General features: G+C 63.8%; 21 protein-coding genes and 1 pseudogene. 12 read left to right on the plus strand and 10 right to left on the minus strand.

The window, feature by feature from the left end; translation table 11 throughout:
• The first annotated feature begins 18 nt into the window (after positions 1-18).
• The 3 genes from sufC to N5C18_RS02500 are packed head-to-tail and all read left to right on the plus strand — an operon-like array spanning position 19 to position 3,298.
• Entirely contained in the window at positions 19-783 is a 765-nt protein-coding gene (gene sufC / locus N5C18_RS02490; protein WP_008268735.1) for a Fe-S cluster assembly ATPase SufC, read from the plus strand.
• The gene (sufD, locus tag N5C18_RS02495) at positions 783-2,045 is read left to right on the plus strand and encodes a Fe-S cluster assembly protein SufD (RefSeq protein WP_164242695.1); all 1,263 of its coding nucleotides are present in this window, start codon (positions 783-785) and stop codon (positions 2,043-2,045) included. Before sufC ends, sufD begins: the two co-directional genes overlap by 1 nt.
• Complete coding sequence (locus N5C18_RS02500) at positions 2,042-3,298, plus strand: cysteine desulfurase (RefSeq protein WP_164242696.1); 1,257 nt, start codon at positions 2,042-2,044, stop codon at positions 3,296-3,298. Before sufD ends, N5C18_RS02500 begins: the two co-directional genes overlap by 4 nt.
• Before the next feature lie 322 nt (positions 3,299-3,620).
• On the opposite strand, the gene N5C18_RS02505 is transcribed toward N5C18_RS02500, so the two are convergent.
• From N5C18_RS02505 to N5C18_RS02535, 7 genes are all read right to left on the minus strand, one after another.
• A complete protein-coding gene (locus N5C18_RS02505; protein ID WP_279935039.1) occupies positions 3,621-3,890 on the minus strand; it encodes a hypothetical protein in 270 nt (89 codons plus the stop codon).
• 484 nt (positions 3,891-4,374) lie between these two features.
• A complete protein-coding gene (locus N5C18_RS02510) occupies positions 4,375-4,614 on the minus strand; it encodes a hypothetical protein (RefSeq protein WP_279943763.1) in 240 nt (79 codons plus the stop codon).
• Between the two features lie 98 nt (positions 4,615-4,712).
• Complete coding sequence (locus N5C18_RS02515) at positions 4,713-5,087, minus strand: hypothetical protein (RefSeq protein ID WP_164242368.1); 375 nt, start codon at positions 5,085-5,087, stop codon at positions 4,713-4,715.
• 734 nt (positions 5,088-5,821) lie between these two features.
• Positions 5,822-6,292: a hypothetical protein gene (locus N5C18_RS02520; protein ID WP_279943764.1), complete on the minus strand. Its 471-nt coding sequence runs from the start codon at positions 6,290-6,292 to the stop codon at positions 5,822-5,824.
• Positions 6,293-6,352: 60 nt separating this feature from the next.
• Positions 6,353-6,838, minus strand: coding sequence for a hypothetical protein (locus tag N5C18_RS02525; RefSeq protein WP_279943765.1), 486 nt, complete (start codon positions 6,836-6,838; stop codon positions 6,353-6,355).
• A complete protein-coding gene (locus tag N5C18_RS02530) occupies positions 6,804-7,739 on the minus strand; it encodes an RHS repeat-associated core domain-containing protein (RefSeq protein WP_279943766.1) in 936 nt (311 codons plus the stop codon). The genes N5C18_RS02525 and N5C18_RS02530 overlap by 35 nt, the downstream gene beginning before the upstream one ends.
• Before the next feature lie 3 nt (positions 7,740-7,742).
• Entirely contained in the window at positions 7,743-8,342 is a 600-nt protein-coding gene (locus tag N5C18_RS02535; protein WP_279943767.1) for a hypothetical protein, read from the minus strand.
• Here N5C18_RS02535 and N5C18_RS02540 point away from each other — a divergent pair.
• Positions 8,330-8,655: pseudogene (locus N5C18_RS02540) on the plus strand (aminotransferase class V-fold PLP-dependent enzyme); the annotation flags it as partial. The gene N5C18_RS02535 and the pseudogene N5C18_RS02540 sit on opposite strands and share 13 nt — an antisense overlap.
• A 244-nt stretch (positions 8,656-8,899) precedes the next feature.
• On the opposite strand, the gene N5C18_RS02545 reads toward N5C18_RS02540, so the two are convergent.
• From N5C18_RS02545 to N5C18_RS02555, 3 genes are all read right to left on the minus strand, one after another.
• Positions 8,900-9,235 (minus strand): hypothetical protein, encoded by a 336-nt coding sequence (locus N5C18_RS02545; RefSeq protein WP_279943768.1) that lies wholly within the window; start codon positions 9,233-9,235, stop codon positions 8,900-8,902.
• 143 nt (positions 9,236-9,378) lie between these two features.
• Entirely contained in the window at positions 9,379-10,392 is a 1,014-nt protein-coding gene (locus tag N5C18_RS02550; RefSeq protein WP_279943769.1) for an RHS repeat-associated core domain-containing protein, read from the minus strand.
• Positions 10,393-10,395: 3 nt separating this feature from the next.
• Complete coding sequence (locus tag N5C18_RS02555) at positions 10,396-15,726, minus strand: wall-associated protein (protein WP_279943770.1); 5,331 nt, start codon at positions 15,724-15,726, stop codon at positions 10,396-10,398.
• A 223-nt stretch (positions 15,727-15,949) separates the two neighbouring features.
• Here N5C18_RS02555 and N5C18_RS02560 point away from each other — a divergent pair, with 223 nt between their 5' ends.
• The 8 genes from N5C18_RS02560 to N5C18_RS02595 all read left to right on the plus strand — a co-directional run bounded on the left by N5C18_RS02560 (position 15,950) and on the right by N5C18_RS02595 (position 25,084).
• Positions 15,950-16,489 (plus strand): GNAT family N-acetyltransferase, encoded by a 540-nt coding sequence (locus N5C18_RS02560; protein ID WP_053508393.1) that lies wholly within the window; start codon positions 15,950-15,952, stop codon positions 16,487-16,489.
• Entirely contained in the window at positions 16,486-16,818 is a 333-nt protein-coding gene (locus N5C18_RS02565) for a non-heme iron oxygenase ferredoxin subunit (protein WP_053449036.1), read from the plus strand. The genes N5C18_RS02560 and N5C18_RS02565 overlap by 4 nt, the downstream gene beginning before the upstream one ends.
• A gap of 678 nt (positions 16,819-17,496) precedes the next feature.
• Positions 17,497-19,821 carry a catecholate siderophore receptor Fiu gene (locus tag N5C18_RS02570; protein ID WP_279943771.1) on the plus strand — a complete coding sequence of 775 codons (2,325 nt, stop codon included), beginning with the start codon at positions 17,497-17,499 and terminating at the stop codon, positions 19,819-19,821.
• A 51-nt stretch (positions 19,822-19,872) separates the two neighbouring features.
• Positions 19,873-20,550 (plus strand): Fe2+-dependent dioxygenase, encoded by a 678-nt coding sequence (locus N5C18_RS02575; RefSeq protein WP_006423086.1) that lies wholly within the window; start codon positions 19,873-19,875, stop codon positions 20,548-20,550.
• Positions 20,551-20,715: 165 nt separating this feature from the next.
• Positions 20,716-21,117 (plus strand): hypothetical protein, encoded by a 402-nt coding sequence (locus tag N5C18_RS02580; protein WP_053508399.1) that lies wholly within the window; start codon positions 20,716-20,718, stop codon positions 21,115-21,117.
• A gap of 160 nt (positions 21,118-21,277) precedes the next feature.
• Entirely contained in the window at positions 21,278-23,698 is a 2,421-nt protein-coding gene (locus N5C18_RS02585; protein ID WP_053508401.1) for a TonB-dependent receptor, read from the plus strand.
• Between the two features lie 201 nt (positions 23,699-23,899).
• Positions 23,900-24,538, plus strand: a complete 639-nt coding sequence (locus tag N5C18_RS02590; RefSeq protein WP_053508404.1) for a PepSY-associated TM helix domain-containing protein — start codon at positions 23,900-23,902, stop codon at positions 24,536-24,538.
• 27 nt (positions 24,539-24,565) lie between these two features.
• Positions 24,566-25,084, plus strand: a complete 519-nt coding sequence (locus tag N5C18_RS02595; RefSeq protein WP_099590125.1) for a DUF2271 domain-containing protein — start codon at positions 24,566-24,568, stop codon at positions 25,082-25,084.
• Positions 25,085-25,137: the final 53 nt, after the last annotated feature.

The following is a 25,137-nucleotide window of genomic DNA, read 5'->3' on the forward strand; positions in this document are numbered from 1 at the left end:
CCCACGGAAACCCCCACCATGCTGAAGATCGACAACCTCCACGCCCGCATCGGCGACAAGGAAATCCTCAAGGGCCTCTCGCTGGAAGTGAAGCCCGGCCAGGTGCACGCCATCATGGGCCCCAACGGCGCCGGCAAGTCCACCCTGGGCAATGTCCTGGCCGGCCGCGACGGCTACGAAGTGACCGAAGGCAGCGTGCAGTTTGAAGGCACCGACCTGCTGGATCAGGACCCGGAAGCGCGCGCCGCTGCCGGCCTGTTCCTGGCGTTCCAGTACCCGGTGGAAATCCCGGGCGTGAACAACACCTACTTCCTGCGCGCCGCGCTGAACGCCCAGCGCAAGGCACGCGGCGAAGAGGAACTCGATTCGATGCAGTTCCTCAAGCTGGTGCGGCAGAAGCTGGCCGTGCTGCACCTGAAGGACGAGCTGCTGCACCGTGGCGTCAACGAAGGCTTCTCCGGCGGCGAGAAGAAGCGCAACGAGATCTTCCAGCTGGCCGTGCTGGAGCCGAAGCTGGCGATCCTGGACGAAACCGATTCGGGCCTGGACATCGACGCGCTGAAGAGCGTTGCTGACGGCGTCAACGCGCTGCGCGCCGCCGATCGCTCGTTCCTGGTCATCACCCACTACCAGCGCCTGCTGGACTACATCAAGCCGGACGTGGTGCACGTGCTGGCCGATGGCCGCATCGTCAAGAGCGGCGGCCCGGAACTGGCCCTGGAACTGGAAGCGCACGGCTATGACTTCCTGAAGGATCGCGTGGTGCGCGAGGCGGCGGTCTGATGAGCGCGCTGCTCGACTCGATGGCCCAGGCCTTCTGCGGCAGCGATGCGCGCCGCGAAGTGCTGGACGCGGCCCTGCGCGACGGCCTGCCCGCCGCCCGCAACGAAGCCTGGAAGTACACCTCGCTGCGCCAGCTGGAGCGCCGCGCGTTCGCTGCGGCGCCGCTGCAGGGCCCGGCGCTGGACGCCACGCTGCTGGAGGACATCCCGGCGCCGCGGCTGGTGTTCGTCAACGGTCGCCTCGATGCCGCGCTGAGCGATGTGCAGGCGCTGCCGGCCGGCGTGCAGCTGCAGCCGCTGTCGGCCGCACTGGCGGACGGCGAGGATGCGGTGCGTTTCCTCGGCCGCCGCTACGAGCGCAGCGAAGAGATCTTCGCCCGCCTCAACGCCGCCCTGGCCGATGAAGGCGTGGTGCTGCGCGTGGACGAAGGCGTGCAGGTGGACGTACCGCTGCAGCTGGTGTTCGCCAGCGTGGCCGGCGAAACCGACCTGGCCTGGCACCACCGCCACCTGATCGAACTGCGTGCCGGCGCCAGCCTCGGCGTAGTCGAGCACCGCTTCAGCGTGGGCGATTCGGCCCACCTGGACAACACCGTGCTGCACGCCCACGTCGCCCGCGATGCCGTGCTCAAGCACGCCCGCGTGCAGGCCGGCAGCGCGCGCCAGACCAGCTTCCTGCGCACCGACGCGGTGCTGGCCCGCGATGCGCAGTACCACCGCGTCGATCTGGAACTGGGTGCCGCGCTCAGCCGCCATGAACTGAACGTGCGCCTGGAAGGCGACAACGCCCAGCTGACCGCCAACGGCGTGCTGCTCGGCAACGGCCGTCGCCACGTCGAAACCCGCCTGGGCATCGACCACATCGCGCGCGATACCGCCTGCGAACTGCTGTGGCGCGGCGTCGCGGCCAATCGCAGCCGCGTGGTGTTCCACGGTGGCATCCAGATTCGCGAAGGCGCCGACGGCACCGACGCGAACCTGTCCAACAAGAACCTGCTGCTGTCGGCCGACGCCGAGATCGACACCCAGCCGACGCTGGTGATCGACGCCGATGAAGTGAAGGCCGCGCACGGCGCAACCGTCGGCCAGCTCGATGCCAACGCGCTGTTCTACCTGCGCTCGCGCGGGCTGCCGCAGGCCCAGGCGCAGGCGCTGCTGAGTGCCGCGTTCTGCCATGAACCGCTGAAGATTCTGCCGGAAGCACTGCGCGAGCAGCTGGCACGCCGCCTGGACAAGGCGCTGGTCGAGGCGGGTGTGGCATGAACCTGTCCACGCCGCGCCCGATCGAAGAACGCACCGGCGCCCCCGACTGGGACCGCGTCCGCCTCGACTTCCCGCTGCTGATGCGCGAAGTGCATGGCAAGCCGCTGGTCTATTTCGACAATGCCAACACCGGCCAGAAGCCGGTGCAGGTGATCGGCGCGGTGGACGAGTTCTACCGCCGCTACAACGCCAATGTCAGCCGCGCGGTGCATGTACTGGGCAGCGAAGCCACCGACGCCTACGAAGGTGCGCGCAACAAGCTGGCGCGCTTCCTCAACGTGCGCCCCAGCGATCTGGTGCTGTGCAGCGGCACCACCTTCGCCATCAACCTGGTGGCCTACTCGTGGGCGCTGCCGCGGCTGAAGGCCGGTGACGTGATCCTGGTGTCGCGCATGGAGCACCACGCCAACATCGTGCCGTGGCAGCTGGTCGCCCAGCGTACCGGCGCGACCATCCGCGTGGCCGAGATCACCCCCGACGGCGCACTGGACCTGGATGCGCTGCGCGCAGCGATGACCCCCGAGGTCAAGCTGCTGGCGGTCACCCACGTCTCCAACGTGCTGGGCACGGTCAATCCGGTGCGCGAGATCTGCCGCGAAGCGCGCAAGCGCGGCATCATCACCGTGGTCGATGGCTCGCAGGCCGTGCCGCACCGCAAGGTGGACGTGGCCGCGATCGGTTGTGACTTCTACGCCATCACCGGCCACAAGATGTGTGGCCCGACCGGCACCGGCGCACTGTGGGCGCGCCGCGAGCACCTGGACGCGATGCCGCCGTTCCTCGGTGGCGGCGAAATGATCAAGGAAGTCAGCTTCGACGGCACCGTGTTCAACGATGCCCCGCACAAGTTCGAAGCCGGCACTCCGAACATCGCCGGCTTCATCGGCCTGGGCGTGGCCGCCGACTACCTGCAGCAGCTGGGCCAGGAGAACGTGGAAGCACGCGAAGCCGAACTGCTGGCGCACTTCACCGAAGAGCTGCGCCGCGTCGACGGCCTGCGCATCATCGGCGAAGCGCCGGAGAAGGCCGCGGTGGTCTCGTTCCTGATCGATGGCGCGCATGCCCACGATCTGGCCACCCTGCTGGATCTGGAAGGCGTAGCCGTGCGCTCCGGCCAGCACTGCGCGCATCCGCTGCTGCAGTACTTTGGCGTAGCCGCTACCTGCCGTGCGTCGCTGGCGTTCTACAACACGCACGCCGAGATCGAGCGGTTCATGACTGCGCTGACGAAGGTGCGGAAGTTGCTGGGGTGAGATACCTGGCGAAGCTCGGGATAGATGAAAACGCCGCAGGAAACTGCGGCGTTTTTTGTTGCGCGCTGGACGCAGGCAAGCAGAGGCGTGACTGAGAAACGCTGAGTGATGCCAGGAACTGGCAATTTCACCGCAATGCCGATCCATCCCTCATCAACGGCCTTGAGGCACCCTCCTCTAAACGCCGGAAAGCCTGGATACCACGCAGGCAATCAAGAACAAGTACATCATCACAACGCCCCTCAGCCCCACCTTTCACTCAAATGGAGCGCCGACGCCTTGGAGCTACAGAAAAGCGAAGACATCAATCGAATATCCCAACTCACGCCCCACCCCAGTCCTCGACAATCTTCTCGACTGCCAATATCTGATCCTGCGCATAGGATTCATCCCGGAAACGGATGTCAGCATCGTCAAGATAATGCCATATCAAATGCGGGACATCTATCCCACAAATGCTTGACTGAAGGGCTCGCTTAAGCGCCTCGGCCCTCGTATACCAGGCAGAGACTTGTTCCGCAGAAGCAGGTTCGGATTCCAGCAACATCCGCAGGCAGGCAGCAGCGGACTTCTCTTCATCAGCAGCACTCACCGGGGCACCTGTTTCCTTATCCACCGAGGATCAAACAATACAAGATCAGCAGCCTCACCGCGGCCTGCAGACCCAAGATTATTGTGCAGAATCGAAGTGCTCCCACTATTGAAAGGGTGAAGGTGAAGGCGCTCCACGCATCTGCGGTTCCGCGAGCGATCGGACGTGAGGCGGCCGCCAGCTTTGGCGCCCTGGCATTGACGACGATTGCTGCGCCACAAATCGTCCCTGACCCCGATAGCCTCTCAGTTGAGCCCGTCGAGAGAACTTCTGTCCCGCGCTGTTTCCAGTGGTGACCAGACGGCCACATCACGGGATAAATGCAAACGCCACAGGGAATTGCGACGTCTTTTTGTTGGTGGAGCTATGCGAACACCCAGCCCGCGGAAGCACTGCCGCTGCCAGCCACGGACCCACGCATCGAGCACAGGGTGCCTCGTATGCGCGCACCCGACATCACCGACACCCCTGACGATATTTCCCATCACCCAACAAGCATCGAGAGGCCGCAGGCCACCAAGAGCATATAGGTCGCGACGACAGCCCTCAGCATCCACCGCTCCCCCTGCGTGATCATCTGACCTTTACCGGAAAGCGCAAGAAATCCAATTCCGCGCAGGCACCGAAACCACCAATCAATTCTGATGATGCCGACTGCCTCAAGCACTTCCGGCCGCTCCCGCTCCATCTTCAGCAGCATCCGGTGCGCCGCAAATCCATTCACCCACATGCCTCCCAGAATGAAGGAAGAGCAGACAGGATAGCTCTCAATAATGCCTGCCAGTTAGTTCCCCCAGAAGAAAATGTGAACTTCATTCAACCTTAATTACCGCTCCATACCGAATCGCAAAGCGCCACGGCGAGAATTATCATGAAGGAAATCATCCCCAGATGTAGGAAACGACTCGCAAGCCGGTGCGAATCACAGACATCCTTGCTCAAGAGCACTCCATCCAAGCGCCCTTCCCTTACCGCACGCAGTTGCCTGTATGTCGTGTCGAATGATGCCAGACTTCTTCCGGACAACTCAGGGTGATCGCGCCGCAAACGCATCTTGAATTCATTACAGAAATAGAAGTATGCCGGATAGAAGATCAGAATCCCAACGATTGAGAAGAAGAAGAGCCAGCTCATAGCCCTATGATTGCCCATGCTGCGCCGCTGCACGACGAACGCGAACGACATCTGCAGAGGCATGCAATGTACTATCGGCACCCGCCTCGGACACCAGCAGAATCAATCCTGTTATCAAAAACTGCTTCATCGGAGGCGAGTTCGATACCTGGAATTCACTTCAGATCTTCGAGATCAACGGACACGTCTCCGAAAGTCGCTTTTGGAATCGGACCAGGGACTCTCAAAGATTGAACGTCAAGTGGGGCGTGCATTTCGCCGAGAAGAAGATCATCCGTCGACCCGTCCGTCCTCCTAAGCCTGAAAACCCCAGTCACTGATACCCACGAATAGGCATACCGATCAAACACGCCACGCTGGAGATCTATTGGGCCCCTGATACGAACTTCGGTCTCATCGGTCACTCCAGCCTCGAACAGCTCTTTGCTGGAGCTCAATACAAAGAGCCCCCGACTAACTCCGAGATAGCCCTCCACGCGTATCGATTTCCCATCGAATAGCCGAGGAGTGGCAGCCAGCGCCCGGAAGCTGACTCGACAAACTGGATTCTGACCGATCCCACAGGCCTTTGCGGGCGGTGTCTGCCCTCCGTCCTGAAGACCGCAACCGACCGCGGAAATCGTCAAGAAGAAGGCCACACAAAGCTGATAATTTAGTTTCATTTCCCTCCAGCACGAAGCTCTCGCTGTTGGCGGGCGGCAACGCGGCATCCGCAGTTGCCGCCACTGCGCGCCGCAGTAGCGTAGGAGCCGACATTGCAGTCGAACCGCGTTACCCATCCACCACCACTGCTGCTTTCAATCAGAAAAACCCACCCCGCAGGGCGGAATTCCGATCCGCTCATGGCGCAATCTCTGAAGATCCATCTCCATCAATGCGCGCGTAGACTCCGGGGGATCAAGACGCAAGCCCTGCTCAAGGATCTGCATCGCACGTTTGCAATCTCCCCCGCCCTGTTCCATAGACAGAAACAGTGCCAATCGCTGCATTGCACTGACATCCATTCTCGCGGCGCCCTGCTCAAGCCAGTAGCGATACAGCTCCATATCGCCACGCGTCGAATAGTGCCATTCAAGCTTTAGGCGGGCCTCTGCTCCCCCTTTTTCAGCCATCGAAATCTGACGTTTCAAATCTTCTTCGGAAAGGACCAAGCTTCGCGCGTCCTCATGCTTCTCATTGCGGGAGAACCGCTCACCCGGAGGCTCCCCGTTACCGCAGCCAACAAGCAGCAAAGACAAAGCAAAAATTCTCACCTCACGCACCGCCATGCTCCGCCGGCAATTCTAAATGCAGCATCCATCCACTCAGGAGGTTCAGCTACGGACGCATCACTTGGAAAGGTTAACCGCAGCAACATCGTAAACCTTGGCGTTAGCAATGACGGCCGAGCAACTCTTGCGAGACGCGTCCAGCATAACTTTTCCAGAAACGGTCGCAAAATAGACGCCATGTCGCCTTTCAACGAGCCCCCAGTCTATGGTTTCCTTCTCAGTCCACACGATGATGCAACTATACATATCGGTGCGATTTGGAAGATCGGACCCAGGATAGAAAACGACGCCCCTTTCGTTCTCATAAAGCATAAACCCGCTGGTCTCTACCTCCACCGAATCCAACTTCTCGGGGTCAACAATGATCCTGGCAATAGGTACGCCGCATAGCTTCTTGAGCTCTCTGGAAACGATCTCGTTGCAGCGATTCTTTACAATTGAATCCCCTGAAGCCGAAGCCCCTCCACTTGACAAGGACCAACCCACCAGCACTAGAAAGGCAGCCGACCTAAAGTATCTTCTCAAAATGTCCTGCATAGACACGCTCCGCTCCTGAGGCTTCACCTGCGGCTCGCCAAGCCTTTTGATTAAACCAAACAATCCGCCCATCCGGCCTGGCAACATAGCTATCCACTCTTTTTCCAAAGGATCTCGCGATGTCGTGGTCATCCGTCATCCCAACATAATTGAATTTTCCTGAAGCGGCATATGCACCATTTCCGCTGTGTAGATTGTTCTCCGGATGAGTGTGCAGCATTGCCCTCAACTTGTAGGCACCGCTGTAAGGAACTATGGACGCGGAGCCACTTGAAGAGCCAGCACCCCAGTCCATGACCCTGAAATCTCGCGGATTCCTCTCCTCCATGTTCGCGAAGACCTCCCTGCCAGAAGCCTCCTGAAGCGGTATGGCTTTGTCCGAAAAATATCTTGCCGCACCTTCCGGACTTGAATGTGGCAATGCCTTTGATACCTTCTCCAGATTTGTCAACTCTGCTTTGAGGCGAGTGTCGTTCATGCATATCTTCGTTCCCAGCTTGGCAGCACAGCGACCATCTGGATCGACAAATCTATAATGATTGCTTCTTGCATACCCATAGCGAGCACCACCGCCGTCAAGCGAACTGACAGGATCGACTGACAGAAATGATCCACCCTCCGGATCATAGTACCGCTGCTGCATATAACTCAGCCCCGTCTCCGAGTCCGTCACATGCCCGGTATACCCCGGCCCATCCGTCAACGGCCGGTTGACCACCGCGCCATACGGCTCGTACACCGTACGCTCGATCACCTGGCCATTGGCATCGGTGATCGCCACCGGTGATCCCAGTGCATCGGTGTGGATGTACTCGACAACCTCCTGGGCAACCGCCGGCGCCGAACAGGCCACCAGCACCACCAGCGCGAGTACCGCTCGATTCAACAGCAAAGAGAGTCCGTTCATGGCTTAGTCCCAGCTCAGTACACCGCGGGTGACCGGCCGTTCGGCCGACCAGGGGGAACACCCACCTGCATTGCAGGCACGCACGCGATACTCATGCGCGCAGTACGTCCCACCGCTGTCATTCACGTAGGTTGAGGGGCCCGTGTACAGACGTTGGCCACCACCGCCGCTCTCAAGCTGATACTCCGTTGCGTCTGCCACCGGACTCCATCCTGCGGAGCACTGCACCTGATAGGGCGGCCTGCGTGTCGTCAGCCACTCCGCCAGGTAAAGGCTCGTCGCCGCCGGCGGCAGCACCACCGCCACCGTCACGACTCCCGAATACGGGCTGCACCCGACGAAATTGCAGGCCCTCACCCGATACGCATAGCTGCCCTTGCCACGGCTGGCACCAAAGCTGTTCGCAGCGCCGTTGTGCATCACCGTCCAGCCACCACCGTTGGCACTCTCTTCCAGCACGAAGCTCTCGCTGTTGGCGGGCGCCGACCAGCTCAGGCTGTACTGCGGCACGTTGACCAGGCCCGGCGCACTGATCACCGACTCGATCGCCGGCGGCCCGATCACCGCTCCTGCAGCTGCCCGGCCAGGAGAACGTGGAAGCATGCGAGTTGGAACTACTGGCACACTTCACCGGAGAGCTGCGGCGCCTCGTCGGCCTGCGCATTATCGGCGAAGCGCGGGGGAAGGCCGCCGTCGTCTGGCCTCTGATCGGCGGCGAGCACGTGCATGAACAACTGGCGCCCCTGCTCGATCTGAAAGGATGAAGGTGAGATTGAGCCCGCACTGCGCGCGCCCGCCGATGCAGTACTTCAGCGTCGCGGCCACCTGCCGTACCTCGCTGGCGTCCTACAAGACGCACGGCAAGGTCAAGCGATTCATGGCGACGTTGGCGAAGGTACGGAAGTTGCTGGGATGAGTTTTCAGCAGCAGCCGAGCAAGACGAGAACGCCGCGGAAGACCGCGGCGTTTCTGTTTCTAACGACTGCCCAGATTGACTCACTGGATGACGGGCGTAAAAGGAGGCTTGCGGAGGAAGAACACAAGCACCAACCAATGCAATTCTGCATAGAACGCCCAAGAGACGAGCACTTCCATCATGCACCAGACGAGCAAGGACAAGCTGCGCCCAGCACCTGTCACCAACCCAATCGACTCATTCGCTATAAACCCAAATGAACGCCTTCCATTACCCCCATCCGATCTACGTCCACTGGAGCACTTGGGGACTTGGGAGCACCATCGCGATTCCAACGAAACGTGCCAGTCACCCGCAAGAATTTCTCCTCCCCACCTTCAACCGAAGGAATTTCTCGAAAGGCACCCGGGCTTGATTCTGGATATGCCACCAATGAACTGAATGAATCCCTTGCGTCCAATTCATCACGCGAGGGAAAGAGCAAGATCACACCATTGACCTGATCTATCCATGCATGGAAAGAAACCAATCGTCCGTCAAATTTCTCTGGCTGAGACAATAGCGCAGACATCGTGGTCATGCACGTTTCAGACCCTAACTCATTGCCACGAAGTTTACAGGCGCTTGGAGCTCCCGCGGCGCCCCCTTCCTGACTGGATGAAGAACAAGCACCAAGGATAAAGACTAGCGCAACAACTGCAAACCAACGGCGTTCGGGATCCATTATTTCACCTTAAAGAAGTAGTCTTCGGCCGCGATGTACGCGCCAGGGCTCGTTCTAGCATTGACTGCTCCATTCATACCCCTGAAGTCGAATCCCATAACGGAACCGCTAGGAGTGGCCACATAGCTGTTAACACCTGCAGATCTTGCTCTCTCCAGATCACCTTGGTAGAGACTTCCCTCCCATCGACCACCGCAGAAGCAGGATCCCTTCCAGTAGCTGAACGCCTTATTCACTGGATGCGTATGAGCAATGGCTACCCTGACACCTGGGCCTGCGTAATTGTTTTGCCCTTGAACGACGCTACCTGCTCCAGCGCCGGCAGTGGCGTCGCCCAAAGCAAAATTGACAGCTGTGTAAGACTGGTCAGAAAGTTGCGCTATATCGGCCCCTACTTCCAAATTGGTCGCAATCGTTACAGGCCTCGCAACTTCCGCAAAGTATCTGGCAGATCTAGCCTCCGAACTTTGTCGGTTAGGAATATTGTTCGCCCTGTCGATGTACGCTTGCGGATCCCTCTTGATCGCCGCCAGTTGCCCGCGAGATAGACTTTTGCCGCCTGCATTCTCGGTCATTCTGCAGTCCCAGTCCTTCCCGCACGCTCTCCTTCCATCAGGGTCGATTAGGCTATATGGGTTTGCATTTGCATACCGATACCGACCGAAAGCATTCACCGAACTTTGGAAAGCCGAAACCGGGTCAACGCTCAGGAAAGCCCCTAACGCCGGATCCATGTACCGCTGCTGCATATAACTCAGCCCCGTCTCCGAATCCATCACATGCCCGGTGTACCCCGGCCCATCCGTCAACGGCCGGTTGACCACCGCGCCATACGGCTCATACACCGTGCGCTCGATCACCTGGCCATTGGCATCGGTGATCGCCACCGGTGATCCCAGTGCATCGGTGTGGATGTACTCGACAACCTCCTGGGCAATCGCCGGCGCCACACAAGCCGCCAGCACCACCAGCGCGAGTACCGCTCGATTCAACAGCAAAGAGAGTCCGTTCATGGCTTAGTCCCAGCTCAGTACACCGCGGGTGACCGGCCGTTCGGCCGACCACGGGGAACACCCACCTGCATTGCAGGCACGCACGCGATACTCATGCGCGCAGTACGTCCCGCCGCTGTCATTCACGTAGGTTGAGGGGCCCGTGTACAGACGCTGGCCACCACCGCCGCTCTCAAGCTGATACTCCGTTGCGTCTGCCACCGGACTCCATCCTGCGGAGCACTGGACCTGATAAGGCGGCCTGCGTGTCGTCAGCCACTCCGCCAGATAGAGGCTCGTCGCCGCCGGCGGCAGCACCACCGCCACCGTCACGACTCCCGAATACGGGCTGCATCCGACGAAATTGCAGGCCCTCACCCGATACGCATAGCTGCCCTTGCCACGGCTGGCGCCAAAGCTGTTCGCAGCGCCGTTGTGCACCACCGTCCAGCCACCACCATTGGCACTCTCTTCCAACACGAAGCTCTCGCTGTTGGCGGGCACCGACCAGCTCAGGCTGTACTGCGGCACATTGACCAGGCCCGGCGCACTGATCACCGGCTCGATGGCCGGCGGCCCGATCACCGCCACCGATGCCGTGCCCGACCACGGACCGCAGCCGGCGCCATTGCAGGCGGCAACGCGGTAGCCGTAGTTGCCGACACCGCGTGCCGCAGTGGCGTAGGAGCCGGCATCACCGTCGAACAGCGTCACCCATCCGCCACCATTGCTGCTTTCCTGCAGCGTGTAGCGCGTGGCGCCGGCCACCCCGTTCCAGCCAATGCCGATGCTGCCCGGTGCGGAACGTGCCGGTGCCGAAATGCCCGGCGCGCCTGCAGGCGGATACACCACGGTCACCGCCGCACTGGCGCTGTAGGCGGTGCATCCCACCGGATTGCAGGCGCGGACACGATAGCCGTAGCTGCCCGCACCCTTGCCGCTGAAGTCCCTGGATTGACCCGCGGCATTGTGCACCTGGGTCCAGGCGCCACCATTGGCGCTCTCCTCCAGCTCATAACGCTCGGCACCGGACGCCACAGACCAGCTCACGCCGTAACTTCCATTGAATGCCGTCGCCGGCACGCTCAGGGCCGGCACTGTGGACGGCGCCAGCGCCACCGCAACCGAAGCGACGTTGCTCCACTCACCACATACCGCGCGGCAACCGCGCACGCGGAACTGGTAGGTACCGGTCGCCAGGCCGGTGCTGGTGAACGATTGCGCCGCGCCGTCGAAGACGATGCTCCAGGCACCGGCCAGCGCACGCTGCAGTTCATAGCGGTTGGCCCCGCCGGCCGGGCTCCAGGTCAGGTTCACGCTGCCTTCGGTAATGTAGCCGGGCGCGCTCAGCGCAGGCGCCGCGGGGGCTGCTGCGCCGTGCACCTGGGCCACCAGGCTGCCGGACAGGTACAGGTAGTCGGTCTGCTTGCCGGTGCGCTCATTGCGCTGGAAACGCAGCACGCCGCCGTTGTCGTAGAACGAGTAGATCGCCCCCTTGCCACTGGCGCTGGCCTTCACCCGGCGACCATGGGCGTCGTACTCGTAGCTCTCCGCCGCGCCCGCATCCCGCAGGCGATTGCCATAGTCGAACGAGAATGCCTGGCCGTTGCGGACCGACAGGTTGCCCTGCACGTCGTAGCCCAGGCCCGTCACGGTGGCCCCCGTCCCGGTTTCGATCACGTTGACCAGGCGATTGCTCGGATCGAAGTAGTGCGTACGATCGCGGCTGCCGACCCTGGCACGGCGCAGGTTGTCCAGTGCGTCGTACTCGTACAGCGCATTGCCGAAGCCCGGCGCGGTCACCGTACGCAACCGGTCCAGGCCGTCATAGGTCATGTCACGGTTGCCGGGTGCGCCCGGCAGGCCGTCGGAGATGGCCATCACATTGCCACCGGCATCGTAATCGTAGCTGTCATCGAGCACCGCGGCCGCAGCGGTGGCATCGCGGCTGCGCTCGGGCAGCCCACGGGCATTCTGGGTCAGGGTATGCGCGATGCCGTTGCCGTAAACGAATCGCGCCAGCGCGCCATTGGCAAAATAGCTGGCGCTGTTTGCGTAACCGCCGACCGCTGTAGCCCGCCCCAGCGCATCCGGGGCATAGCTGACGACGCGTCCGCCCGGGTAAGTGTTGCTGGCCAGCGTGCCGTTGGCATCGTAGCCGTACGCCAGACTCAGGTTGCCCAGATCCGGATGCTGCAGCGTCTCGCTGCTGAGCAGGCGTCTGCGATTGTATTGATAGCGGTTGACGACCATCGGCCGGGCCGGGTCGTTCTGCGTACTGATTTCCGCGGGCAAGGCATCCGGCGTGTAGGACCAGCGCTGGTTTCCGCGCCCATCCGGGAACGTCAGGGTCGACAGTCGATTGGCGGCATCGTAGCTGCGCACCACCACACGGCCGCTGGCAAAGGCCTCACTGCGATTGCAGTCGGCCGCGCTGCCCAGGCCGGTCCCGGCTGCGGACCACAGCACGTTGCCGGCCGCATCATAGTCCTGCACCGTCGCGCCGGTTTCCGGTTCGATGGTCTTGCACAGCTGCTGGTAACCGTCATAGACGTAGCGGCGGGTCAACGCCTGGCTGCCATCGGCCGTGCGGCGGGTGATCGCCAACGGTTTGCCCAGCGTGTCACGCTGGATCTCGGTCACCACGCCTTCCGGATGCTGAAGCGTCAGTGGCATCTCATAGCTGGGCTGATCGTAGGCGAGATGTCGCGTGGTGGTGGCCTGCCCGCGCGGGTTGGTCACCTTCACCGACACGTTGCCCACATACTCGGTGCGCGTTACCAGATCGCCCAGTTCCGACGATTGGCTGACCACCACCGGCCGGCCCAACGCGTCGTACTGCGTCGTGGTGCCCGTCATTGCTGCATTGATGTCGGTGAGCTGTCGCGTGGGGTACGACGCAAACACCGTCTTGCCACTGCTGTCGTAGCGGGTCACCACCGCGCTGTCGAGCGCGTTGTTGGCATTCTCGGTGACCAGTACCGGGCGGAACATGGCGTCCAGATAGGTGTCGGTACGGCGTCCGCCCTGGGTACGGGAGTGCTTCCACGCACCGGCCGGCACACCCAGCTGGGCACCGCCCAGCCGCTGCAGGTCCATGGTCACACCGTTCCAGTTCACTTCATCGCCACCCGGAAACTGCTGGCTGCGCAGCCGCCCCATGCTGTCGTAGCTGAAGCTGGTGGTTGCTCCGACTTCATCGGTCAGTGAAGCGATCCAACCATTGTCATCGACGGCAACGGTACGCACCGCGCCATTGGGCGCCTCGGGTGTGGCCGGCATGCGCAGCTGCTGCGGGATGCCGCGCTTCCATCCAGACAGGTGACTGGTATTGCCACGGCCGTCGGCCACCGATGCCACCGTACCGTCAGCGGCATAGGTCACCTGCTGCGCCAGGCGGCCGAATGCATAGGCGCGCAGCGGCAGCGCATTGGCCGGGTCGAACTCGGTGCGCGACTCCTCGATGCCGTTGAGCAGGCTGCGCGCCACCTGGCCATTCACCCACAGGGCGGCATTGTCGTAATAGCCGGTCGTCCGGGTCCGGCTCTGGCCGGCGGAATTCCCTTCGTCCACCGTGACCTCGCGGACGAAGGCATCAAAGGCCTGTACGGTGCGGGTGAACTGCACGCCGTCCTGGTTCACGACCGTGCTCTGGACCGGCCGATTCAGATGTTCCCCAAGTTCGGTCGCCCCGTACTTGAGATTCCGTCCCGCCTCACGCGGAAACGGTGCATTGGCAATCTGCGCATCCGGGTAATAGTTGTTGCGCTCCGTGCGGACCACAGTGCCGCCAGCGCTGGTACTGGTCGACAGCAGCAGACCGTCGTTGTAGCCGACTTCCTTGCCGAATTCGTATGTCCGGATGACCCCATCGGGCAGGGTTTCAATCGTTATCTTCGGTTCCGCCTGCCCGACCGGGATCGCTGGCCAGCCGGCCTGGTCAACCCGCCTGTCGTACTCCCAAGCCAGGTTGGTGTACTGATAGCTCCATTGCGCCGTGGGCATCCCCGGACCGCTTATCCGCTTTGCCACCAGCGACATCGCGTCGCGGTAGATGGGCGTGAGGTTCCACCCATCGGCCAGCAGCTGGTCGTCGCCGGACGTCTGGCAATTGAAGGGCACGTTCTTGCGCCCATGCCGGAAGGGTCGGAACACGAAGGTTCCGACGGCTCCAGAGGGATGGGTGATGGACGCCGCCACTTCGGTCTGCACGATCTTGTTCGTCTTCGCGCACAACGCCGGGACTTCCATGTAGGCCCAGACGTCCTGCCCGGTGTACTCCTGGTACTTCTTCGTCACATTGACCGGAGGCAGGTCATAGCTCCAGGCAGTGCCATCGGGCAGCGTGACCGATTGCAGCGTTCCCGCCGGCGTATAGCCGTAAGTCCAGGTACGGCCCGCCGCCAGGGCCGTTGCGATGCGCCCCTGCGAGTCATAGGTCAGGCTGATGCTGCGCCCGTCGCTGGCGATGATGCGATCCAGGCGCCCGCCGCTCCACTCATAGCGGACCCAGTTGCCGAATCGGTCGACGACCTGCGACGGATAGAGGAAGACCTTCTTCCGCTGCAGCGTCGAATGGGTGATGGTGTCGTAGGGCTGCATGACAGCCGGGTCGTTGTGGCGCGCCACCATCCAGTCGAAGTAGTACTTGGTTCCGTCCGGCGCATGCCCCAGGAAGCCTTCGCCCGGCTGGCCGCTCTTGAGGGAACTGAGGCAGGAGAAGAACCATCCGCCCTTGGTATTCCACGGGGCGGGCATGCCGAGTTGTGGGATGGGCTGGCGCGCATCTCCGCTGCCGGCAAGAACCGTTTCACCGCCGCCGCCAGGCAGTGACAACCGCACTCCTTCCCAATAGGTATGGGGTGCGAACACGGTCGTCTGGGTATGCTTGTAGTTCCATACATCCAGTGCCGGAGGTGCGGAGACGGTCGAGCAACGCGCGCTCGGTGTCCAATGACCTCCCACCGCCGTTTCCGGCTGATCTCCGTAGGTGCCCGAAAGCGACGGAATGTCCAGCGTCCAGTTTCCATACTCGTTGTCGTTTGCGCTGCCGCCGATATCTCCATAGCTGCGGCCCAGCGACACCGCCAGGCCACCGTTGCCGGGAATGGAGATATCGGTGGCACTGAAACTGACAGAGCCGTCATAGAGGTTGACCTTCTCGCCGAAGATGTCTCCCTTCAGCGGCTCGACCAGATCGCCGTATTTCAGCCGCTTGTCGTATTCCTGGCGCCAGGTGGGAACGATCTGGGCAGAGGCCAGTGCCGGCGCCAGCGACAGGGCCGTCACCATCAGCAGCAGCGAAGACCTGATCGGGCCGGCATGGCGCGAGCGGAGCGTGATGCGGAACCGCATGGGGATCCTCCTTGGATCGTCCGTCCTTGAAAGCGCGCACAGACAGCAGGACCTGTCCCCTGGCCAGCGCGATCTACACCCATTTATGAATCAAACATGAAGATCGCGTCAAGGCGACATTCACGACAGGATCGGCAAACAGCCTGGGGACAGCCTCCACTCCGGTCCGCGCCCAGCCCCAGGACCTGCGCCGCAGAAGGCGTGCCCCATCTAGAATGCCCGCATGACCACCCTGACCTACCGGGCCGCCACGCCGGCCGACATCCCCGCCCTGATCGCCCTCGTTACTTCGGCCTATCGGGGTGACGCCAGCCGTGCCGGCTGGACCACCGAAGCCGACCTGCTGGACGGCGCCCGCATCGACGCCGAAGGCATCCAGGCCGACCTCGACCGCCCCCGCTCGACCATCCTGCTGGCCGAACGCGAGGGCCGGCTGGTGGCCTGCGCCCACGTCGCCGATGTCGACGGCAAGGGCTACTTCGGCATGTTCTCGGTCGACCCGGCCCAGCAGGGCGGCGGCGTCGGCAAGCAGATGATGGACGCGGCCGAAGCGCACGCTGCGCGCGAATGGAACGTGCCGGTGATGCAGATGACGGTGATCGACGTTCGCGACGAGCTGATCGCCTTCTACGAGCGTCGTGGCTACCAGCGCACCGGCATCAAGAAGCCGTTCCCGTATGGCGACGAACGCTTCGGCATCCCCAAGCGCGACGACCTGCGCTTCGAGGTCCTGGAGAAGCCGCTGGCCGGAGCCACCGCGTGAGCGAGGCCTGGACCTTCGTCTGTGCCGGCGCCGAACTGCTGCCGGGTGAAATGAAGAGCGTGTTCGACGAAGTAACCGGCACCCCGATCGTGGTGTTCAACCTCGATGGCGAGCTGTATGCGCTGGAGGACCAGTGCACGCATGAAGAGTTCGAGCTGTCCTCCGGCGAGTTCAACACCACCGAGGGCAGCGTGGAGTGCGTGCTGCACGGCGCGCGCTTCGACGTGCGCGATGGCCGCGCCCTATGCGCCCCGGCCTACACCCCGGTGCCCAAGTTCCCGGTGAAGCGCGAACACGACGCCATCTGGACCCGCGACGACCGCGACTGAGTCGCCACACCCCCGGGGCAGCCAACCCACGGGGTGGAGCTGCCGGAAGGGGCTGAGCACCCGTCCAGGGCCTCGTAGGGCCATCCTGGCAGCCCGCCCCATCGCGCACATGCGAATCATTATCGTTGATGTTATTCTACGTAACATCTTCGTAACGACTCCGCCCCGCGCCATGGCTTCGCCCGCGCCCGCCGCCACGCTGTGCCAGCTCACCCGCCAAGGGTGGCCGCTGCTCGTGGCCGCGCTGCTGACGCTGGTGCTGGGTTGGTCGGCACTGCACGAAGGGCGTGGTACGGCAACCGCCGCCATGCCCACGGTACACGCCCAGGGTGCCGCGCCCGCGTCTCCGCCACATGCACTGCCGCACGAACAGGCGATGCACCGCGCTGAGTCCGAACCTGATGGCAGTCGCAGCGACAAGCCAGCGGTGCTGCGACGGCTCTGCCTGCAATACCCACGGCGCGCCCCTGCGGACGCTCCGGCGACGGTGACACCAGCTCCTGCGGTGCACGCGCCGGACCGACGCCAGCCCCCCTCACAGGCACCGCCCCTGCTGCTGGCCTGACGCTCTGCTGCGCGCTGCGCAGTCGTTTCCGCACGTTCCCCCTTTCGCTCCATGCCCTGCTGCCGCGCCGCCTGCGTCGGCCGCCCCTTCCTGTTCCCTCTCTGCAGACGCCCATGAAACCGATCAAGAGCCGCAAGCACGCTTCTCCGCTTCGTACCCTGCCGTTGGCCACCGCCAGTCTTGCCGCCGGCCTCGGCCTGGCGGCCCTTCCCGCGCTGGCCCACGCCGAGGCCGGCGACAACGCGCGCACCCTGGACAAGATCGATGTGCACGCCACCCGCGGCTACAAGGCCGACAAGGTGGCCTCGCCGAAGTTCACCCAGCGTCTGCAGGACACCCCGCAGACCATCCAGGTGATCACCAGCGACCTGTTCAACCAGCAGGGCGCCACCACGCTGACCGAAGCGCTGCGCAACAGCCCCGGCGTGGGCACCTTCTATGCTGGTGAGAACGGCAACACCACCACCGGCGACGCGCTGTTCATGCGTGGCTTTGACACCTCCAACAGTCTGTATGTGGACGGTGTGCGCGACCTGGGCTCGATCTCGCGCGATGTGTTCAACATCGAACAGGTGGAGGTGACCAAGGGCCCGGCCGGTACCGACAACGGCCGCTCGGCACCGACCGGTGCCATCAACCTGGTCAGCAAGCAGGCCAACCTGCAGGACGCTACCTCGGCCAGCGTTTCGCTGGGCAGCGACCAGCAACGCCGTACCACCGCCGACTGGAACCACTCGCTGGGTGCCACCAGCGCGCTGCGCATCAACGGCATGTGGCAGGACAGCGGCCAGCCCGGTCGCGACCACGTGCAGAACAAGCGCTGGGGCATCGCGCCGTCGCTGGCCTTCGGCCTGGGCACCGCCACCCGCTACTACCTCAACCTGCTCTATGTGAAGCAGGACAACGTGCCCGACGGCGGCGTGCCGACCCTGGGCCTGCCTGGCTGGACCCCGCAGCCGACGCTGGAAGCACTGGCCGGCCATCCGGTGGACCCGGAAAACTTCTACGGCACCCATGCCGACCACGATGATGTGACCGCGCAGATGGCCACGTTCCGCTTCGAGCACGACTTCAACGACAGCGTGCGCCTGACCAATACCGCACGCTGGGGCCGCACCGAACAGGACTATCTGCTCACCGCCTTCATGGGCACCGGTGTGCGTGGTGCGAATGGGCGTCCGACCGGCAACATCACTTACATCAACCCGGCAGACCTTGCAACCTACACCATTGCGCGCAGCCTGCCGACCTTCAAGGATCAGCGCAACACCATCCTCACCGATCAGTTGAACCTGCGCGCGGACTTCTCCACCGGCGCGGTAGGCCATGCACTGAGTGCCGGCCTGGAATTCACCCGCGAAGAACTGGACAGCTACGGCCAGGCCGCCACCGGTGGCAGCAGCTGGCCGGCTGCCAACCTGTACGACCCCAACTGGAACGTCACTGGCCTGAACTGGGCGCACAACGGCGCCGATGCCCACGGCAAGACCACCACCTCGGCGATCTACCTGTTCGACACGCTGTCCTTCGGCGAGAGCTTCCTGCTGACCGCAGGCGTGCGTGCCGATCATTACAAGACCGAGTACGCCAGCGCCTCGGTCTGTGGCGGCCGCGGCGGCCCAGTGTGTGGCAGCAACCCCACCGGCACCGTGCTGCGCAACCCGACGCTGGACGCGTCCGATACCCTGCTGAACTGGAAGCTGGGCGCGCTGTACAAGGTGGGTGAAACGGTCAGCGTGTACGCCAACTACGCGCTTTCCCAGCAACCGCCAGGCGGTGCCAACTTCCAGCTGAGCAGCTCGGCCAGCAGCGCCGACAACCCCAAGCTGGACCCGCAGAAGGCCAAGACCTTCGAGGTGGGCAGCAAGTGGGCCTTCATGGAGGATGCGCTGGCGGTGAACCTGGCGCTGTTCCAGACCGATGTGGAAAACGAAATCAATACCACCGTGCTGGACGACGCCGGCAACCCCACCCAGACCGGCAGCAAACGGGTGAAGGGTGTTGAGCTGTCTGCCGTGGGCCGCGTGTCCGAGAACTGGTCGATCAGCGCAGGCTACAGCCACTTGAACACCGATGTGAAGGATGGTGCCAAGGTGGCCGCCGATGGCACCAACAACCTGGTCTATACCCCGGACGATACCTTCACCGGCTGGACCAGCTACGTGCTGCCGCATGGCATTACCCTGGGCGGCGGCGTGCGCTATGCCGCCGGCATGCACCGCGGTACCGACGGCGCCGTCGGCACGCCGGCATTCACCAAGTCCTACACGGTGTACGACGCCATGGTCTCGTGGGCGGTGAACGATCACGTGTCGCTGCGCTTGAACGGCTACAACCTGTTCGACAAGCAGTACGTGGCCAGCATCAACAAGAGCGGCTACCGTTACACCCCGGGCGCACCGCGCACTTTCCTGCTCAGCGCGGACATCCGCTTCTGATGGCAAGACGCGGGGGAGCCCGTCTCCCCCGCGCATCACAGAGGAACCACCATGCTGCTGCACATACCCAACGTGCTCGCCCCGGAAGAGGTGGCACAGATGCGCCAGCGGCTGGATCCGGCCGATTGGGCCGACGGTCGCGAGACCGTCGGCGCGCAGGGTGCGCAGGTCAAGCACAACCAGCAACTGCCCGATGCCTCGCCGCTGAAGGCAGAACTCGGGCAGCGCATACTCGCCGCACTGGGTCGCAGCCCGTTGTTCTTCGCTGCCGCTCTGCCGCTGAAGGTCCTGCCACCCCGCTTCAACCGCTACAGCGGCGGTGGCACCTATGGCTTCCACGTCGATGGCGCGGTGATGAACCTGGCCAACGGCGAACAGCTGCGCTCGGACATCTCCTGCACCCTGTTCCTGTCCGCGCCCGAGGAGTACGAGGGCGGCGAGCTGATCATCAGCGATACCTACGGCGAGCACGAGGTGAAGCTGCCGGCCGGCGACCTGATCGTGTACCCGTCCAGCAGCCTGCACAAGGTCAATCCGGTCACCCGTGGCGCGCGCGTGGCCTCGTTCTTCTGGGTGCAGAGCATGGTCCGCGACGACGTGCAGCGTCGCCTGCTGTGGGAAATGGACGGCTCGATCGAACGCCTGCGGCAGACCGGCGGCGACGCCGAGGCGGTGCTGCAGCTGACCGGCGTGTACCACAACCTGCTGCGGCGCTGGAGCGAAGTCTGAGCCGCACACGGCCGGGCCCGCGACATCTTGGCAATCATTCTCATTTGCAACCGCTAACCGCTCTCATTACAATCTCGCCCCGTTGATGCCGGCCCCTGCCGGCAGACGTCCGGGGATTCCTGCTTGCTGCGTCCGCTTCGCCCTCGCCCACTCGTCCATCGCAAGATGGGCACCGCCATGCGCGGCCAGCGTCCTGCGCTGGCCAGCCTGTTGGCGTGGGTGGCGATGCTGGCGTTGCTGCTGGGCACGTTGCCGCTGCTGCCGCATGCGCCGGCGCCGATGACCGTGCAGGTGCCGCTGGAAGAGCGCGGCGGCGAAGGCCCGCTGCAGGAAGAAGCACCGGCCAAGCTGCGCCGCTGTGCCGCTGCCCCGGTGAAAGCGGCCGAGAAGTCACCTCCGCCATTGCTGCTGGCCAGCCAGTGGCTGCGCACTGAACTCGAACTCGTTCCCGCTGCGCCGGCCATGCCCGGCGTGCGCCCGGACTGGCCGCTGGCCGCTCCGGATACGCCCTGGGCCGATGCGCCCGGGCGCCGCCAGCAACGCGGCCAGGCGCCGCCGCTCGCCTGATCCACGGCCCGGTGTGACCGCGTGCGCGGTCGCCTGCGCGCGCCGCTGCCTGCTTCATTCCCGTCTGCTCCATCCCTGCTGCCCCTGACCGGGCCTTCCGTGCCTGCCGCGCCCTGAGCGCGTGGCAGTGCACCACCCTGCATCCTTCGAGGTAACTGCCATGGCCCAGCGCCATCGTGTCCGTTCGTCCCTGTCCCGCCCCCTGCTGACCAGCGCCGTGCTGGTGGCCCTGTCCGCCCCCGCCTTCGCCCACGGTGACGCCGCCGGCGCCCCGCAGACGCTGGACAAGGTGGTGGTCACCGCGTCCGGCTTCGAACAGAAAGTGATCGATGCACCGGCCAGCATCAGCGTGGTCAGCCGCGAGGAACTGAGCAAGCGTCCCTACACCAATCTGGTCGATGCATTGCGCGACGTCGAAGGCATCGACGTCGGCCTGGAAGCGACCGACAAGAACGGCCGCGCCACCATCTCGATGCGCGGCCTGCCCTCCGAGTACACCCTGGTACTGATCGATGGCCGCCGCCAGAGCAACGTCGGCCAGCTGTACCCGAACAACTTCGGCGGCGGCCAGTTCGCCTACCTGCCGCCGCTGGATGCCATCGAGCGCATCGAAGTGGTACGCGGCCCGATGTCCACCCTGTACGGCTCGGATGCGATGGGCGGCGTCATCAACATCATCACCCGCCGCAACCAGGACAGCTGGCACGGCGCGCTCACCCAGGGCTTCACCGTGCAGCAGGACGACCAGTTCGGCGATGCACGCACCACCGACGTTTACCTCAGCGGCCCACTGATCAAGGATCGCCTCAGCCTGGCGGTACGCGGCAGCTACTACGACGCCAAAGCCTCCAATCCGGAGTGGGACGCACTGACCCTGCCCGACGGCAGCCTGTGGGAGCGCAGCATCGGCTTCGGTGGCGGTGGCAAGTCGGTGGCCAACACCAACTGGAACACCGGCGTGCGCCTGGACTTCCGCGTCAACGATGACCACGAGCTGTGGCTGGACTACGACGTCTCGCGGCAGAAGTACGACAACAGCGAAGGCCAGACCGGCACGCTGGACAGCCTGGCCAGCCTGTGGCGCGTCGGCAACGCGGTCATTCCCAACCCGAACGGCAGCGGCACGGTCACCCGCCGCGTGGTGCAGCCGCGCGTGGGCTACACCGCCTACCAGCGCTACGAGCGCGACCAGCTGTCGCTGACCCATCAGGGCCGTTACAGCTTCGGCACCTGGCAGACCTCGCTGACCCACAGCAAGAGCAGCAACCTGGGCCGCTCGCTGCCACTGACCCTGGATGAACGCGCCAACCTGCAGACACTGTGGAATGACGTCTGCCGCCGCACCGGCGCCGCCAACAACTGCGCGGCCGGGCGTGGCAATGCGCTGACCGCCCTCAACCCCAGCGAAATGGCACGCCTGCAGGCCTTCCTGCCGCGCCCGCTGCGCACCATGGAACTGGAAGGCTACGTGCTCGACACCATGCTCGACCTCGACTTCGGCTCGCACAAGCTGACCGTGGGTGGCCAGTACAACGACACCGACATGATCGACGGCGTGTTCGGCATGGACGGTGCCGGCTACCGTAGCAACACGAAGCAGAAGCACCGCATGTGGGCGCTGTTCGCCGAGGACAACTGGGCGCTGACCGACACCCTGACCGCCACCTTCGGCCTGCGCTACGACGACCACAACGTGTTCGGCAGCCATGTCAGCCCTCGTGGTTACCTGGTGTGGAATGCCAGCGATGCGTGGACCTTCAAGGGTGGCGTCAGCACCGGCTACAAGACCCCGCGTCCGGACCAGCTGTTCCCGGGCATCACCGGGTTTGGTGGCCAGGGCGTGCTGCCGCTGGTGGGCTCGCCCAACCTGAAGCCGGAAACCAGCACCAACTACGAGCTGGCCGCGTACTACGAAGGCCAGCGCTGGGGCTTCAACGTCACCGGCTTCATCAACAAGTTCGAAGACAAGATCGCCAGCGGCGGCACCTTCCCGAACTGCGAAGTGGCGCCGGCCGGCAGCGGCTACTGCGTGGACATCGGCCCGGGCTGGGCGTCACTGGGCTACAGCGCGTTCACCCAGAGCGTGAACATCGACAAGGCCGAAACCCGCGGCGCGGAACTGGCCGGCCACATCGACCTGCTCGACACCCTGCAACTGCGCGGCAACTACACCTGGACCAAGAGCGAGCAGACCAGCGGCCCCGACAAGGGACGCCCGATCGCAGGCACCACACCGGCAAAGCACATGGCCAACGCCAGCCTCAACTGGCAGATCAACGAGGCCATCAGCCTGTCGTTGATCGGCGAGGGCCGCTACGACCGCTACCGCGACACCCTGATCGACAGCGCCGGTGCCCGCCATGTCCGCTATTACGAGGACTACACGATCTTCCACCTCGGTGGCAGCTGGCAGGCCACGCCATGGCTGACGGTGAACGCACGGGTCAACAACCTGTTCGACAAGAACTTCGTCTCGCAGTCGTGCCTGCTGCTCAATCCGAGCGAGTTCAGCTGCGTGGACGACTACGCGACCAAGGACCAGCGCCGCAGCTACTGGATCTCGCTCAACGCGAAGTTCTGACTTCTGCGGGGCCGGCGCTCCATCCACGCATGGCGTGGATCTACTGGACAGTGGTAGTGCCGGCCGCTGGCCGGCATCGCCTTGGCCCGGTGGGTGCCGACCTCGGTCGGCACCGCTCCCAGGGATACAGAACGACACGCAATTGCGAGCTATTCTCATCAATGATGTAATGAGCAGTCCCCATCCGCCCCGAACCGTGCCGTGAGCCGTCCTGCTTCTTCCACCGTGCAGCAGCAACAGAGCCGTGGCTTCTGGCTGCGTACGCTGCACCAGTGGCACTGGATCAGCTCGGCGGTGTGCCTGATCGGCATGCTGTTGTTCGCGGTGACCGGCCTGACCCTCAACCATGCGGCGAAGATCGAGGCCAAGCCCCAGGTGCAGAACCAGCACCTGGAACTGCCGGGCGAGCTGCTGGGCCAGCTGGGCACGCGCGAGGACGGTAACGCGCCGATCCCGCGCCCGGCCCGGCAATGGCTGGACACCCAGCTGGGCATCGCCATTGGCGGACGCCCGGCCGAGTGGTCGGCCGAGGAGATCTACCTGTCGTTGCCGCGCCCCGGCGGCGATGCCTGGCTGAGCATCGATCGCGAAACCGGCGCGGTGGAGTACGAATCAACCTCGCGCGGCGCGGTGTCCTACCTCAACGACCTGCACAAGGGCCGCAATGCCGGCCCGGCGTGGGGCTGGTTCCTGGACCTGTTCGCCGTGGCCTGCCTGGTGTTCTGCATCACCGGCCTGTTCCTGCTGCACCTGCATGCGCGGCAGCGGCGCATGACCTGGCCGCTGGTCGGCCTGGGCCTGATGATCCCGCTGCTGATCGCCCTGCTGCTGATCCACTGACTTTTCCCTCGTTCCCGGAGCCGCTCCATGCGCGTCACCCTGACCATCGCCCTCAGCGGCCTGCTGGCCACCTCGCCGGCCTACGCTGCCACCCTCGACATCAACGTCGAAGTGCCCAAGCTCAACGTGGCCGAATACCACCGCCCGTATGTGGCGGTGTGGCTGGAAGGCGCCGACCAGAAGGTCGCGGCCAACCTCTCTGTCTGGTACCAGCAGACCAGCAACAGCGAAGGCCATGGCACCAAGTGGCTGCCCGACCTGCGCCAGTGGTGGCGCAAGAGCGGCCGCACCCTGCAGGTGCCGGTGGACGGCGTGACCGGCCCGACCCGCCCGGCCGGCAAGCACGCGCTGTCGTTCAACGACAAGCAGCCGGCGCTGAAGCAGCTGGCACCGGGCAACTACACCCTGGTGGTCGAAGCGGTGCGTGAAGTCGGCGGCCGTGAACTGCTGAAGATCCCCTTCACCTGGCCGGCCACCGCCGCGCAGAACGGCAAGGCGCAGGGCGCCACCGAACTGGGCCAGGTCACCCTCGCCGTCAAACCCTGAAAAGGGGACGGAGGGGATTAAGTCGTAATCCCCTCGCCCTTGTCGCACCACCC

Source organism: Stenotrophomonas sp. GD03930 (genome assembly GCF_029839665.1).
Taxonomy (GTDB): Bacteria; Pseudomonadota; Gammaproteobacteria; order Xanthomonadales; family Xanthomonadaceae; genus Stenotrophomonas; species Stenotrophomonas forensis.

Bases quoted from the DNA above. Each gene is read 5' to 3' on its own strand.
- N5C18_RS02555 (WP_279943770.1), bottom strand. From the start codon at position 15,726: ATGCGGTTCCGCATCACGCTCCGCTCGCGCCATGCCGGCCCGATCAGG.
- N5C18_RS02530 (WP_279943766.1), bottom strand. From the start codon at position 7,739: ATGAACGGACTCTCTTTGCTGTTGAATCGAGCGGTACTCGCGCTGGTG.
- N5C18_RS02570 (WP_279943771.1), top strand. From the start codon at position 17,497: ATGAAACCGATCAAGAGCCGCAAGCACGCTTCTCCGCTTCGTACCCTG.
- N5C18_RS02595 (WP_099590125.1), top strand. From the start codon at position 24,566: ATGCGCGTCACCCTGACCATCGCCCTCAGCGGCCTGCTGGCCACCTCG.
- N5C18_RS02585 (WP_053508401.1), top strand. From the start codon at position 21,278: ATGGCCCAGCGCCATCGTGTCCGTTCGTCCCTGTCCCGCCCCCTGCTG.
- sufC (WP_008268735.1), top strand. From the start codon at position 19: ATGCTGAAGATCGACAACCTCCACGCCCGCATCGGCGACAAGGAAATC.
- N5C18_RS02580 (WP_053508399.1), top strand. From the start codon at position 20,716: ATGGGCACCGCCATGCGCGGCCAGCGTCCTGCGCTGGCCAGCCTGTTG.
- N5C18_RS02520 (WP_279943764.1), bottom strand. From the start codon at position 6,292: ATGGCGGTGCGTGAGGTGAGAATTTTTGCTTTGTCTTTGCTGCTTGTT.
- sufD (WP_164242695.1), top strand. From the start codon at position 783: ATGAGCGCGCTGCTCGACTCGATGGCCCAGGCCTTCTGCGGCAGCGAT.
- N5C18_RS02575 (WP_006423086.1), top strand. From the start codon at position 19,873: ATGCTGCTGCACATACCCAACGTGCTCGCCCCGGAAGAGGTGGCACAG.
- N5C18_RS02550 (WP_279943769.1), bottom strand. From the start codon at position 10,392: ATGAACGGACTCTCTTTGCTGTTGAATCGAGCGGTACTCGCGCTGGTG.
- N5C18_RS02515 (WP_164242368.1), bottom strand. From the start codon at position 5,087: ATGCCTCTGCAGATGTCGTTCGCGTTCGTCGTGCAGCGGCGCAGCATG.
- N5C18_RS02560 (WP_053508393.1), top strand. From the start codon at position 15,950: ATGACCACCCTGACCTACCGGGCCGCCACGCCGGCCGACATCCCCGCC.
- N5C18_RS02545 (WP_279943768.1), bottom strand. From the start codon at position 9,235: ATGACCACGATGTCTGCGCTATTGTCTCAGCCAGAGAAATTTGACGGA.
- N5C18_RS02500 (WP_164242696.1), top strand. From the start codon at position 2,042: ATGAACCTGTCCACGCCGCGCCCGATCGAAGAACGCACCGGCGCCCCC.
- N5C18_RS02535 (WP_279943767.1), bottom strand. From the start codon at position 8,342: ATGCTTCCACGTTCTCCTGGCCGGGCAGCTGCAGGAGCGGTGATCGGG.